The organism is uncultured Algibacter sp. (genome assembly GCF_963976535.1).
GTDB lineage: Bacteria > Bacteroidota > Bacteroidia > Flavobacteriales > Flavobacteriaceae > Algibacter_B.
This window is the reverse complement of the sequence record NZ_CAXBLF010000073.1, coordinates 1-14,768: the sequence shown is the minus strand read 5'-3', so window position 1 is coordinate 14,768 and position 14,768 is coordinate 1. Positions and strand designations below refer to the sequence as shown.

The window sequence follows — 14,768 nt, the reverse complement described above, 5'->3', positions numbered from 1 at the left end:
GCCTCTTTTCTTGAAATTTTCATTCTAAATTTCAAATCTTTTTCACCAAGCTTCTCATTTCCTTCTATGTAATTCGCTCCAACAGAACCTGAAGATCTAACCAGTTGTTTCCCATCTTCTATATTAGAAATAGTCTTTTTTAAATCTTTTATTAAAAAACGACAATCTCTAGCAAATTCATAAGTTCTTAATTCTAAATTATAAGTTTTATTTTCACTCAAACCATTTTGGAATTTAGTTTTTGAATTTTGGAATTTATTTAATTTTCATTCAAATGAATCATGGCAAAAATAGCGTAGTTAATCATGTCTTGATAATTAGCATCAATCCCTTCACTTACCACTGTTTTGCCTTCATTATCTTCAATTTGTTTAACTCGTAATAACTTCTGCAAAATTAAATCAGTCAAACTACTTACTCTCATATCTCGCCATGCTTCGCCATAATCATGGTTTTTATCTTCCATCAACTGTTTTGTAACTGTTACTTTTTCTTGGTATAATTTTGCAGCTTCTTCGGTAGACATATCGGGTTGTTCAACAACTCCTTTTTCTAACTGAATTAATGCCATAATACAGTAATTGATTATGCCAACAAATTCACTTGCTTCTCCTTCATCAACCTTTCTAACATCATTTTGCTGAAGACTTCTAATACGTTGCGCTTTAATAAAAATTTGATCAGTTAGTGATGGTAACCTTAGGATTCTCCATGCACTTCCGTAATCACCCATTTTCTTAATAAATAAACTTTTGCAGGTATCTATTACGGCATCGTATTGTTTTGAAGTATCTTGCATGAATTGAAATGAATTTTGTGTAAATTTCGCTTAAATAGTTCAAAGTTCAAAAGTTTAAGGTTTAAAGTTTTGAAGACTACTTTTGATGTTTCAAATTTAAAGTTTTAGGTTTGGAATTTGATTTTTAAAACATTGGAATTTTTAAGATTATGACTATTAATTGCAAAGGCAAACTCATAGATTTATCGTCACCAAAAGTGATGGGGGTTTTAAACATTACCCCTGATTCATTTTATGATGGTGGTACTCATAAAAACGAAGGCTACATTTTAAATCATGTTGGGCGTATGCTAAACGAAGGTGCTACTTTTATTGATGTTGGTGCCTACAGTTCTCGCCCTAATGCAAACCATGTTAGTGAAATTGATGAATTAAAGCGCATAATTCCAATTGTTAAGTTGATTTTAAAAGAATTTCCTGAAACATTACTTTCCATAGATACATTTAGAAGTGAAGTTGCAAAACGATGTATTGTTGCTGGTGCTTGTATGATTAATGATATTTCTGCTGGAAAATTAGACGAAAATATGTTACAAACTATTGCTGATTTACATGTGCCTTATATTATGATGCACATGCGAGGAACACCCAAAAACATGCAGCAACAAACGGATTATGATAATTTAATAAAAGCTGTTTTATTTTATTTTTCTGAAAGAATAGCAACTGCTAAAGCTTTAGGCATTGTTGATATTATTATTGATCCTGGTTTTGGTTTTGCAAAAACACTAGAGCAGAATTTTGAATTATTAAATAAATTAGAGCTTTTTAAAATGATTGAAAGTCCTTTGCTTGTTGGAATGTCTAGAAAATCAATGATTTATAAAACTTTAGAAACTTCCGCTAATGAAGCATTAAACGGAACCTCGGTTCTAAATACCGTTGCTTTGCAAAAAGGCGCTTCTATTTTACGAGTTCATGATGTTAAAGAGGCTATGGAATGTATAAAGTTGATTGAATCTTTAAATTCTTAAAATGAAAATAATTGCTAAACACCTCCCTTACTCCCTCCTTTTTAGGAGGGAAACTGTTGCGTTAATAGTTCTAATGTTTTTTTTGTTTTCCTGCGGAAATGAAAAAGCACTCCTATTACCAGAAATAAGTCATTCTGAAATTTCAGAGATACAAGATGTTTCGCATGCCTATTTATTTTATGATGAAACTCAAAAAGACAGTGTTGAACTCAATAGAAAAAACCTAATTAGCACCACAAATTGGTTGATTAATGTAGATAAACGCTTAACACTTAAACAAGCTATTCCGCATATTAAATATTTACAGGATAAAAAAAATAACTCAAGTCATAAAAACAAAGAAGCCAAAAACTATTTTACTTGTAATGATATAAGTAGAAAGAATTTAGGGTTTATTGAGTTTACGGATGTTATTTACAACAATGAATCTTTAGATGATTACTCTGGAGAACTTTCAAATGTTCAAGATGAAAGTAATTCAACAGCAATTGGTTTTGAAACAAACAATAAAATAACTATTGCCAGCAAAAGTTTAAAAACCTTTATAACAGAAATAACAAAAGACAGCTTATCTTTTTACTTAAAAAAAACTGATAAAATTAATGGTATGATTTTATTGAATTTCAATGAAGATCTTTCTTTTCAAAACTACATTGAATATAAGTCAATTATAAAAAATGTTAATTTGAAACAATCCAAAGTATTAGATAAAGAATTCATTTTTAATTAACCATATTTTACTAAATTTACCAAAACCCATCACTATTGGATATTTTTAAAGACCTTTTAAAATTTACTGTTGTAGATATTATAGATGTTATTTTAGTAGCACTACTCCTCTATTATGCTTACAGATTAATTAAAGGCACCGTTGCCATCAATATTTTTATTGGAATTATTATTATTTATGGCGCTTGGAGGTTAACTGATTTCCTGAATATGGAACTGCTTACTGGTATTTTTGGTGGATTTATGAAAGTGGGTATTATCGCCCTAATTGTCGTTTTTCAGCCAGAAATCAGAAAATTTTTACTTATGGTTGGTTCTACAAATTTTGGCAGGCGACGCAAGTTTTTACAGCAAATTAATTTCTTAAAAACAGAAACTAATGATGAAACTGATGTTGATGCTGTGATATCTGCTTGCAACAAAATGTCGGTGTCTAAAACTGGCGCGCTTATAGTTTTTGAACGTAATAATAATTTAGATTTCTTATCACAATCTGGTGATGAAATGAATATTAAAGTAACTCAACCTATTATAGAAAGTATATTTTTTAAAAACAGTCCGTTACACGATGGCGCTATTGTTATTAGCAATAATATTGTGAAAGCAACACGCGTTATTCTTCCTGTAAATAATGAAAAAAACATGCCTCAACGTTTTGGTTTACGTCATAGAGCCGCCATTGGCGTTACCGAAAAAACAGATGCTTTAGCACTTGCTGTAAGCGAAGAAACGGGCCATATTTCATATTTTAAAGATGGTGAATTTGTAGTTTACGAAGATATCAAGGAGCTTAATGAAATAATTAAAAATGATTTAGCTTAATGGAATGCAAAAACTGTAGCACCATATTAACCACTGAAAGTAATTACTGCACCGCTTGTGGAGGTAGAGTTATAAGAAACCGATTAACTCTTAAAAATTTATTTGAACACATCAGTGAAACCTTTTTGAACTATGACAATAAGTTATTCCGAACTATTATTTACTTAATTAGTGTCTGGACGGAAACACAGCAAAATTAAATTTGTTTCTTTTTGCGCCCTTTCAGTTTATTTTTAATCGCTTGATACTAAGGCATCAACTCATAAAAACTAAACAAAAATGACATCAAAAATAATTCAAATTATAAAAATCGTCTGTTTCCGTCCAGACACTAATTAAAAAGCCCGAAGATGTTATTGGGAGTTATGTAAATGGGGTAAGAAAAAAATATGTTAACCCTATTAGTTTTTTTGGATTATCGCTTACATTAACTGGTTTATCCATTTTTTTTATAAAAAAATTCTATTTAAAATATTTAGGCTTTTCAAGTATCTCTAATGTTTATAGTAATGAAGTGTCTCAAAATATGACGCAGAAAATTACTGCTAATAGTCTAGAATACAGCTCACTAATATATTCTGCTTTAATTCCCTTTTTTGCTATTATTTCTTTTATCATATTTCATAAAAAAGCCTATAATTTTACCGAGCATATTGTCTTATACTTATACAGCATGTCTCTGTTTTCTTTAGTTTCTGTAATTTTAGGGCAATTAATCTTATTGATTATACCAAACCAATATCTGCTTTTTTCTTTTGCAATGTATGTATTAGTCTTTTTCTATCACTGTTTTTTGCTTAAGCGTATTTTTGAGTTAAGTATAAGTGAATTAATTCTGAAAAGTTTATTGTTTTTGGTACTCTTTTTTATATTATATATAGGAATATCAATTTTAGTAGTGGGTATTTTAATCCTTACAGGAAGTATGAATTTACAGGATTTTACTCCCAAATAATTATAAACTAAGCCACTTCCTCCTGTAAAAACTGCACCTCATACAAGTTCCTGTAGTACCCATTTTCTTTTTTAAGTAACTCTTTGTGTGTGCCTTGTTCTACAATTTTACCAGCATCCATAACAATAATTTTGTCTGCTTTTTTAATGGTCGCTAATCGGTGGGCAATAACTATTGAGGTTCTGCCTTTAGTAATTTTATCGGTAGCATTCTGGATGAGTTGCTCTGAATATGAATCAACTGAAGATGTCGCTTCATCTAAAACCAAAATACTCGGATTAGCAACATAAGCTCTCAAAAACGAAATCAATTGACGCTGACCAGAAGATAACATCACACCACGCTCTTTTACATTATAATGGTAACCATCAGGTAAGGCCATAATAAAATCGTGAATGCCAATATCTTTTGCTGCTTGATATACCTGTTCTTCTGAAATCTCTGGATGATTTAGCTTAATATTATTTAAAATAGTATCGGCAAACAAAAATACGTCTTGTAATACCACAGCAATTTGAGTTCTTAATGACGATAAAGTCACGTCTTTAATATTAATATCGTCTACTGAAATAACACCAGCACCAATTTCATAAAAACGATTCAGTAAATTAATAATAGTCGATTTTCCAGCTCCTGTAGCGCCAACAATAGCAACCGTTGCTCCTGCTTTCACATCAAAAGAAATCCCTTTCAAGACTTCTTCATCTTCAACATAACTAAAATGGACGTTATCAAACTTGATATTACCTTTAAAAGACTCAGCAACATGCGTTCCTGTATCATCAATCTGAGACGTGGTATCAATCACTTTAAATACTCTAGTTGCCGCTACCATACCCATTTGCAGCGTATTAAACTTATCTGCAATTTGGCGCAATGGTCTAAACAACATCGGCACAAACATGATAAAAGCAATTAAATCACCTTGCGATACCGTACTGTTTTCCAAAACCACATTCAATCCGCCATACCAAGCCACCAAGCCAATGGTTATTGATGACGATAAATCAGCCAAAGGAAAAAAGATAGAGTTATACCAAACGGTTTTAATCCATCCTTTTTTATGGCGTTCATTTATAGCTTTAAAATTCTTTAATTCCACATCTTCACGCGTAAACAATTGTAATATCTTCATGCCCGTTAACCGCTCTTGAACAAAGGAATTCAAATTAGACACTTCTGTACGCACTTCCTCAAAAGCCTTTTTCATATACTTTTGAAAAATTCGCGTGGCGTAAAGCAATAAAGGCAACATGATAAAAACAATAAGACTCAACTTGAAATTAAGATACACCATAACTCCAAAAACCACAGCCATAGCCAATAAGTCTTTAAAAATCATAAAAAGTCCTTGCCCAAAAATATCAGCAATACGCTCCATATCAGTCACAGCCCTTGTTATAAGTAACCCAACCGAAGAATTATCATAATACTTCATTTTAAAACGAAGCAAATGGTCAAACAACTTCACACGCACATCCATCACTAAATTTTGCCCCAACCAAGCCGCATAATAAATAAATAACAACTGAAAAACGGTTTGCAGCACTAAAACGACAAGCATGAGTAGAATATAAAACAAAAAGTCTTTTTCAATCCTATTTGTAATACTATCATCTATCGCATATTTGGTTATATATGGGGTTGCAGCACTAAAAATAGCCAACAAAACGACCAGTAAAATTAACCCAAAGAAAACTGCTTTATAAGGCTTTATGTATTTAAAAAGGCGCTTAAAAAGATTAAAATCAAAAATACTTTCTTTCGTTTTACTCATCTATAGTATTATATCTTTTGGATATTCAATATTAGTTAAATATAAGCCGTGGGCAGGAACAGAAAACCCAGCTTCACTCCTATTTTTAGATTTTATAATGGTATGTAATTCATCAACATCCATTTTACCCAACCCAATGTTAATCATGCTGCCAACAATGGCTCTTACCATATTTCGTAAAAAACGATTGGCTTTTATAACAAAATGAAGCTCATCATCCTTAACCATCCATTCCGCTTGCATGATATCACAATGATACGTTTTTACATCCGTTTTACTTTTCGAGAAACATTGAAAATCTTTATACTCCAATAAAATTTTCGAAGCGGCGTTCATTTTATCAACATCCAAAGCCTGCTTCACAAAAAAACTATCATTAAACGTAAACACATTTTTATTCACACTCACACGGTACAAATACGTTCTACTCAAGGCATAAAAACGTGCATGTATTTCAGGTTTCACCTCAAAAATAGTGGCAATAGCAATATCGTTTGGCAAAAAAGAATTCAGCTTAAAAATTAAATCATGCGCTTCAAAAACAATAGCCGTATCAAAATGCGCAAACATTTGTGAGGCATGCACCCCAGCATCGGTACGTCCTGCGCCCATTATAGCAACTGGCTCATTAAGCAAAGTCGATAAGGCGGTCTCAACAACTTCCTGAACAGTAATACCATTCGGTTGATTTTGCCAACCATGATACCCGCTGCCATTATAAGAAAGTTCTATAAAATATCGCAACACTTTTGTTTTTATCAAGCCACAAAGATAACTAGATTTGACGGTCCTAAAAAAAGGGAAGTCTTAATAAAATATTAAATCAGTTTTCAAACTTGGGCGTTACCCAAGGGTCGGGCTTTACGTTACAAGTCCTCGCTCATACTTCGCTGTGGGCTTTCCACTGCAATCCCTAACGCATCTATCCGCCAGCTAAAGTCTTATTCGCCATGTTTTGTCATTCCTGCGAAGGCAGGAATCTATAGAATTAAAAGACGATGTTTAACTATAAAAAACACACACCCCTTAATCCCCTCTTAATTATAGGGGAAACTGTTGCGGTTTACTGTTGTAGATTATAGAATAAATTAAAATCGAAGCAGAAACGCTTCCCTCCTAAAAAGGAGGGATTGAGGGAGGTGTTTTATTCAATATCTATGTTATCAATGTCTTTCATTATTCTGTCCGTTTCAGAAAGGGCAACTATAATTTTCTGATAATGTAAAATATCCTCATATTTTAATTGGCTGCCCTTTCTATCTTTTAACCATTTTTGTGCGGGTTGATACCCACCAATGTAAAACTCCCAAACTGTTAAAGGCACGTTATTAAAATACTTGCTTTCGTTTATCCAAATTCTACCCAATTGCTTTACCTCGTCAATTATTTCCCAATCTTTCTTACCAATTTTTGTTGTAATCACATTATGATCATTTTCGGCATCTTCTGCCATTTCATAACTAGTAATATAATCTTCAATTTTATCACTTTCTAAAAGATGAATTTGTCTTACTTCTTTGCCTAGTTTTACTAACTGCCAAAAAGTTTCTTGATTTTTTGGAAATGGTATTTTGGGATAATCTTTTTTTAGAAATTCTGAAAATTTATTACGATATTTTGGTGAATGAACTATGCAGTATATATAATCTAATATGTCTAATGGAGCAAAGGTTTGACTCTTATTTGAAGAGCCTTTTAAAGTGCTTTCATCCTTAAAATCTAACCCTAAATTCTTAGCAATTTTATTAACAATAACCAAATTAAGGTTTGGCGTTCTTTTTAATTTTTTTTCAATGCTTTGTTGTCCATTTGAATTTGGATACAGATATAAAGGAAAAGCCTGAAGTGAATCAGCTGCACTATCTAAAAGATGTAAATCCAATATGTTTTTACTAACAAAATTATAAGCTGAACTAAGACCACGATTTAACCTTGTTGTTACAAAACAAATGTTTTCTTTAATTAGATGATCCATGATTTTGTTTCTTGGGTAAGCCATGAATCCTTTAGACTTACTTGTGTAATATGTGTACCTATTATCGAAAGGACGATAATGTACCATAGTCCTAATACCAGATTTATTATTTAAAACATCTTCCTTTGCGTTTTTTAAAGTCCAATCTCTACCATCAGGCTTCAAATAATGCTTAACCCTGATACTTTCAATATCAGAATTTCTTAAGTCAAATAAGACTTCATCTAATTCCTTTTTAGTTAATTTTATAGTAAAAATGTCACGTTCAGTTTTAAGCCCTGTCGCGTTATTGGTAAAGAGTGTTTCAATACTAAAACCTTTGTTATATGATTCTAAAGCTTTATAATCGCGCTGTACAAAATAATAATTCGGTTCTCTATATTTCAGATTTACCCAACTAATAGAGTTTAAAAAACTATTATTTAAGAATTCATATTTACTATCTCTTTTGCCATAGAGATCATAATGGAATACTTTACCTAAATCGTTTTTTTGTTTTTTACCATTTTTGACAAATATATTAATTGACACACCCTGCATAATGTCAAATACATTTTGATCTAAGGAACCATCAGGACAAGTTTCTTTTTTCTTAGAGTTGCCATGTAAATCTATAATATAAATCTTATCAAATGATTCTAGTAAACTCAATCTCATTTGCCTGTGAGTAACACCATCAATAAAACTATTATTTGAGATGTAAGCTAAAACACCAGATCTGTTTTTGTCAATATGATATTGACCATAACGGATAAACTTTATATAATCATCAGACAAAGAATTGTAGCTTTTTTCTTTTAGGTTTTTTTTATAATCATCTGAAAGTGTTTCAATCCATTTTCCATTATTAGTGCTACTGGAAGCATAAGGCGGATTTCCAATCACACACATAACTGGTGTATCACGTTTTATGTGATTAGCTTCATTAGCTTCACTACTTAACCAATTTGAAAATAAAGTGCCTGTGTCTTTATGATGTTCTTCTAACGAGTTGGTTAAGTAAATGTTTAAACGTTCATTTTTAGTGGATTTGTAACCCGTTTCGGTTAATAACATATCTAATTTTAGATGTGCCATAGCGTAGGAAGCCATTAACAACTCAAAACCATTTAGTCTTGGTATTAAGTGTTCTTCAACATAACCACTCCAAGCACCTTTCATGGTTTTAAAGTTTTTGTTGTAGATAAACTTTACAACTTCTGCTAAAAATGTTCCTGTTCCCGTTGCTGGGTCAAGTATTTGTACTTTATGTACCTCTTTCTCTATTTGTTTGTAACCGGTTGCCGAACGTTTATCTGCAACATCCGTATTTATTTTAATTTTTGTTTTACTGGTATCTGCTAATCCTTGTGGTAAATCAAATTCAGTTTTTAAAATATCATCTACTGCTCGAACTATAAAATTTACAACTGGCTCTGGTGTGTACCAAACACCTCTTGCTTTTCGTAATTTAGGGTCGTATTCCGCCAAAAACGTTTCGTAGAAATGAATTATTGGGTCTTGGGTTTGTGTGCTTTTACCAAAATTCATCAATAACTGCTCAACATTTGTGGCTCTAAAAACTTCTGCAAGGTTATCAACTACAGTTACAATACGCTCGTCTATATCTGGCCCTGCGATATAACCAAATAGTTTTCGCAAAAACGGATTGGATTTTGGGATGAGTTCTGCCGCTTCTTGTCTGCTAAAATCGTTTAAAGTTGGATCGTGCAATCTTGCTGCAAACATGCCATACGCCAAAGTTTGCGCATAAATATCTGCAAAACCTTTAGGTTGCAAATCGTGAATTAGTATTTGCTTAAAGGTGTCGTATTGCCCTTTTAATGAGGTGTTTTCCTGTGTTTCTTCATCAGATGTTATGGCACGTTCTAAAATATCTTGTAACAAACGGGCTTTTCCAGCCATCATTTCTGCCAATTTCTTTGACGATTTAATGGTTTGTCCAACGTGAGTACAAAAGTCTTTTATTAAGTTCTCAAATTTTGAAAAATTTTCGAGAATTGGTTTGATTGAATTGTTTTCAATGTCTCCAATTTTTATTTCGTGAATTAATTCTCCGTTTTGAAAGAATTGAAACCAAACATAATCTGTAATTATCAGATTATCAAGTGCTTTCTTATAACGTCCAAATTGCTCTTTGTATAATTTACTATTTAAGTCTTTCCCAATATCTTTTGCCTCAATATAACCAACTGGAATTTTCCCTTTAGTAATTACATAATCTGGATTCCCACAATCAGTAACGTTTGCAGGTTCGTTTGTTATTTCTATTCCCTCAACTAAATCTCTAATTAAAGTTTCTAGGTCACCTCTATAAGAATGTTCTCTTGATATTCCAGATTGAAGTCGTTTGCTTACTATATCTACGTATTCTTTTATTGTCATTTTCTATTTTTAATCTTTGGCTTCATTGTCTAAAATTACTCTTTGTTTGTTTTTCGTATAAGCAACTTAATTCAAACGGATAGGAAAATATTGAAGTGTATTATATTCCACAAAAACGAAATTCAACATTTTTTCTGACAAAATCAAAAGAAACATTCAATATAAATTTGAGTAAAATGATACGTTAGGACACGAAAATATACGATAATGATACTAAGACATAGTAAAGTTTCAATGCGTTATGTTGATTACAAAACATTCAAACAATTATCGATAACTTTACCAACATAAATTACTGCTATAAATAAATGACAAAAATATTACTCCTCTCTGATACACATAGTTATATTGACGACGACATTTTAAAGTACGTAAAACAAGCTGATGAAGTTTGGCATGCAGGAGATATGGGTAGTTTAAAAGTTACCGATGCTATTAAAGCCCTAAAACCTTTACGCGGCGTTTACGGTAATATTGATGATGCTGAAGTGCGTTTAGAATTCCCAGAACATAACCGTTTTATGTGTGAAGATGTGGATGTTTGGATAACGCATATTGGCGGTTATCCGCCAAAATACAATCTTAGAGTGAGTGAAGCCATAAAAATAAACCCGCCAAGACTTTTTATTTGCGGGCATTCGCATATTTTAAAAGTGATGCCTGATAAAAAACTAAACTTAATCCACATGAATCCTGGTGCGGTTGGTAAACATGGATTTCATAAGGTAAGAACCATGCTTCGTTTTACCATTGATGGAAAAAAGATTGATAATTTGGAGGTTATTGAGTTTCCGGTGAGGCATCCTAAGAGCCCCTCCTAAATCCTCCCCAAACAGGGAGGACTTTCTCACTGTTGTGGCATACTTTCCTGTATAGTTTTTTACGTTTTTATAAAGTTTCGTGTTTCCCTCCTTCGGAGGGATTAAGGGAGGCTTTTTTTTGCGTTAGGGATTGCAGTAGAAAGCCCACAGCGACCTTTTGGGAGCGAGGACTTGGAACGTAAAGCCCGACCCCTTTTCGGGGTAACGCCCAAAGGCTTGTTATAATTCTGTTAAAAAACTCGTAATCAGTTTAAGTGATACAACAAAAGCGCCTCCTTTTTGCCTTATAAGTTGTAAATTTACTGACTTATTATAAAAACAGTAAACATTATTATTTATGAGTCAAGTAAAAGAAAATGATACGGTAAAAGTACATTACACAGGAAAATTAAGCAATGGTCAAGTTTTTGATAGCTCGATAGACAGAGAACCGTTGGAAGTAACTCTAGGTCAAGGTATGCTTATTCCTGGTTTTGAGAAAGGTATTATGACTATGGAATTAAACGAGAAAAAAACAATTAAAATTCCTGTTGCTGAAGCCTATGGCGAGGTGCAAAAGGAATTGTTATACGAAGTAAAAAAAGAACAACTTCCGCCAGATATGGCTCCAGAAGTAGGAATGGGACTCGCATCGAAAGGTGAAGATGGTAGAGAAGTACAATTTAGAATTGCTGAAGTTAACGAAGATCATATTATTGCTGATGCTAATCACCCATTAGCTGGACAAGATTTAACTTTTGAATTAGAGCTTGTTGAAATAAAATAAAAAGAGAAGCCCTTCCTAAATCCTTAATCCCATCCCTAGCCCTTCCCGAAGGGAAGGGAACACTCAATCCCAATAAAATAAGGAGCGTAGCCCATAACAGTTTTCCTCCTTCGGAGGGATTAAGGGAGGAATAAAAACACCGCTAATTTCCCCTCCAGAGGAGAATAAAAAAACCCAAAGCTTTCACTTTGGGTTTTTCACACTAATACTACTAAGATGTAAGGTTTATCGTAACCTATCAACAGATTTTACAAGTTCTTCATCCTTCTTGATGGCCTTATTGGCTAAAGCCAATAACACGATAGAAACAATAGGGAGAAGCATCCCAATACCTTTCTCAGAAACCGCCGTCTCTCCAGATACATTTAGTGATTGATACACGAAAAATCCTAGTAAAATAAAGTTTAATATGATGTTAAGTCGCCCCATTACAAATTGAGACTTCCTATTTTTATACATAAAAATGGTTACTAAAGACAATACTGCTGAACCTAGAAACAATCCTAAATAAAGCATGTCGTCTTTCGCAAATACGTTTACACCTGCATCTGTAATCCATAAATGAAACACAAAAATGAGTCCTGCTGAAATTCCAGCGGCTAATAAAAGGTATATAGTTTGTATGCGTTGTAACATATAAATTTATTATCTAGACCGCAAAAATAATAGAATTAATATTAAAAAATAAAATAAAGTTGTATTATTGCAGTAATAATTCACAACAATCGCACTTACAAGCGGTTAATTCTTCAAGATTTAAAAATCATTTTTCAGAATAACTAAACTTAGTATTCAAATAAAATATTCAATTAAACATAAATGTTTGAAATTTCACAATTAAAAGAAAAGAAACTCGCTGATTTACAGGAGATTGCAAAAAAATTGAACGTCCCAAAGTATCGTGCAATGAAAAAATTAGATTTAGTATACCAAATACTAGATCAACAGGCTGCAGATCCAAAAGCAGTAAAAGCCGTTGTAACTCCAGAAACTACTTCTGTAGAAACAAAAAATGCAACACCAGTTACTAGAAAACCTAGACAGCGTGTCCAAAAACCTGTAAAAAACGAGCAACAACAAAATAACGATAAAGTAACAGAAAACAAGCCTGAAGTTATAGCTACCCCAAAAACTGAAGCAGTAACAAAAGCTGAAGCTCCTCAAAATAAAGAAGAAAAAAAGCCGGTACATAAGCCAAATCCAAGACCGCGTAACGATAACCCGAAAAAACCAAATCCAAGACCTGATAAAAATCAGCATAAAAATCAGAAAAACGGTAATGTTGATAAGGGTAATAAAGATACAAGAAACCGTTATCGTGATCCTGATTTTGAGTTTGATGCTATTATTGAAAGTGAAGGTGTTTTAGACATCATGCAAGATGGTTATGGGTTTTTACGCTCATCAGATTACAACTATTTGTCATCACCTGATGATATTTATGTATCGCAATCTCAAATTAGATTATTTGGTTTAAAAGTTGGAGATACTGTTTTAGGGCATGTGCGCCCGCCAAAAGAAGGCGAAAAATATTTCCCTTTAATTAAGGTGATCAGAATTAATGGTCAGAATCCAAATGTTGTAAGAGATCGTGTATCTTTCGAGCATTTAACACCATTATTTCCGCAAGAAAAATTCAACTTAGCAGAAAGGCAAAGTACAATATCTACTAGAATTATGGATTTGTTCGCGCCTATTGGTAAAGGACAACGTGGTATGATAGTATCGCAACCAAAAACTGGTAAAACCATGTTACTAAAGGATGTGGCCAATGCTATTGCAGCGAACCATCCAGAGGTTTATCAAATGATTTTACTAATTGATGAACGTCCTGAAGAGGTCACAGATATGCAACGTAATGTGCGTGGAGAAGTTATTGCTTCTACCTTTGATAAAGAGGCTCACGAGCATGTGAAAATCGCAAATATTGTTCTTGAAAAAGCAAAACGATTAGTAGAATGTGGACACGATGTAGTTATTCTATTAGACTCTATCACGCGTTTGGCTAGAGCTTATAATAGCGTGCAACCTGCATCAGGTAAAATATTAAGTGGTGGTGTTGATGCTAATGCTTTACACAAACCAAAACGTTTCTTTGGTGCCGCTCGTAATATTGAAAATGGAGGTTCGCTTACCATTATCGCTACGGCACTTACAGAAACAGGTTCTAAAATGGACGAAGTAATCTTTGAAGAATTTAAAGGAACAGGTAATATGGAACTTCAGTTAGATAGAAAAATATCTAACCGTAGAATTTTCCCTGCTATCGACCTGACATCTTCAAGTACGCGTCGCGACGATATTTTATTAGACAAAGTGACTATTCAACGTATGTGGGTAATGCGCAAGTATCTTGCAGATATGAATCCTGTTGAAGCTATGGAATTCATTAACGAACGTTTCAAGCAAACTAAAAACAACGAAGAGTTTTTAATTTCTATGAATGGTTAATTAGAAAATAATTTTTTATTCCCGTGAAGACGGTAAACTATAACTAACTCAAACTAGAAAAAGCCTTAACATATTATTGTTAGGGCTTTTTTTTGTTTTATAATTTGGGCGTTACCCGAAAAGGGTCGGGCTTTCCGTTATATCTTTTTAAAACGTCATAACCAGGACAAATGGACGTGACTATCTGCTTATTTAATAGTTCAACACAAAATTAATAGTGCGCTACTTTTAAAAAGGATGCCACTGCAATCCCTAACGCGGGTTAGTCCGCAGTTGGCAGTAATAAGTCCGTTGACATTTAGCGTGCTTTTAAC

General features: G+C 32.9%; 12 protein-coding genes. 6 read left to right on the top strand and 6 right to left on the bottom strand.

The window, feature by feature from the left end; genetic code table 11:
* Window positions 1-221: four helix bundle protein (locus AAC024_RS14340; protein ID WP_339896186.1), on the bottom strand; the 221-nt coding region annotated here is incomplete at its 3' end.
* Window positions 222-259: 38 nt separating this feature from the next.
* The gene (locus tag AAC024_RS14335) at window positions 260-799 is read right to left on the bottom strand and encodes a DUF1599 domain-containing protein (protein WP_339896185.1); all 540 of its coding nucleotides are present in this window, start codon (window positions 797-799) and stop codon (window positions 260-262) included.
* Window positions 800-948: 149 nt separating this feature from the next.
* On the opposite strand from AAC024_RS14335, the gene folP reads away from it, so the two are divergent.
* From folP to AAC024_RS14320, 3 genes are all read left to right on the top strand, one after another.
* Complete coding sequence (gene folP, locus AAC024_RS14330; RefSeq protein WP_339896184.1) at window positions 949-1,773, top strand: dihydropteroate synthase; 825 nt, start codon at window positions 949-951, stop codon at window positions 1,771-1,773.
* Between the two features lie 73 nt (window positions 1,774-1,846).
* Window positions 1,847-2,503, top strand: a complete 657-nt coding sequence (locus AAC024_RS14325) for a hypothetical protein (protein WP_339896183.1) — start codon at window positions 1,847-1,849, stop codon at window positions 2,501-2,503.
* A gap of 35 nt (window positions 2,504-2,538) precedes the next feature.
* Window positions 2,539-3,324 (top strand): diadenylate cyclase, encoded by a 786-nt coding sequence (locus AAC024_RS14320; RefSeq protein WP_339896182.1) that lies wholly within the window; start codon window positions 2,539-2,541, stop codon window positions 3,322-3,324.
* Between the two features lie 962 nt (window positions 3,325-4,286).
* Here AAC024_RS14320 and AAC024_RS14315 read toward each other — a convergent pair.
* The 3 genes from AAC024_RS14315 to AAC024_RS14305 form a co-directional block, all read right to left on the bottom strand.
* Window positions 4,287-6,056 carry an ABC transporter ATP-binding protein gene (locus tag AAC024_RS14315; protein ID WP_339896181.1) on the bottom strand — a complete coding sequence of 590 codons (1,770 nt, stop codon included), beginning with the start codon at window positions 6,054-6,056 and terminating at the stop codon, window positions 4,287-4,289.
* Complete coding sequence (truA, locus tag AAC024_RS14310; protein WP_339896180.1) at window positions 6,057-6,800, bottom strand: tRNA pseudouridine(38-40) synthase TruA; 744 nt, start codon at window positions 6,798-6,800, stop codon at window positions 6,057-6,059. It lies immediately after the preceding gene.
* Between the two features lie 400 nt (window positions 6,801-7,200).
* Window positions 7,201-10,416: a type ISP restriction/modification enzyme gene (locus tag AAC024_RS14305; RefSeq protein WP_339896179.1), complete on the bottom strand. Its 3,216-nt coding sequence runs from the start codon at window positions 10,414-10,416 to the stop codon at window positions 7,201-7,203.
* A 308-nt stretch (window positions 10,417-10,724) separates the two neighbouring features.
* Here AAC024_RS14305 and AAC024_RS14300 point away from each other — a divergent pair, with 308 nt between their 5' ends.
* The gene (locus tag AAC024_RS14300) at window positions 10,725-11,237 is read left to right on the top strand and encodes a metallophosphoesterase family protein (RefSeq protein WP_339896178.1); all 513 of its coding nucleotides are present in this window, start codon (window positions 10,725-10,727) and stop codon (window positions 11,235-11,237) included.
* Window positions 11,238-11,574: 337 nt separating this feature from the next.
* Entirely contained in the window at window positions 11,575-12,003 is a 429-nt protein-coding gene (locus AAC024_RS14295) for a peptidylprolyl isomerase (RefSeq protein ID WP_339896177.1), read from the top strand.
* A 225-nt stretch (window positions 12,004-12,228) separates the two neighbouring features.
* Here the strand turns inward: AAC024_RS14295 and AAC024_RS14290 are convergent, their stop codons facing one another.
* Window positions 12,229-12,639, bottom strand: coding sequence for a DUF4293 domain-containing protein (locus AAC024_RS14290; RefSeq protein WP_339896176.1), 411 nt, complete (start codon window positions 12,637-12,639; stop codon window positions 12,229-12,231).
* 183 nt (window positions 12,640-12,822) lie between these two features.
* Between AAC024_RS14290 and rho the strand changes: the two genes are divergently transcribed.
* The gene (gene rho / locus AAC024_RS14285) at window positions 12,823-14,454 is read left to right on the top strand and encodes a transcription termination factor Rho (RefSeq protein ID WP_339896175.1); all 1,632 of its coding nucleotides are present in this window, start codon (window positions 12,823-12,825) and stop codon (window positions 14,452-14,454) included.
* Window positions 14,455-14,768 lie beyond the last annotated feature (314 nt).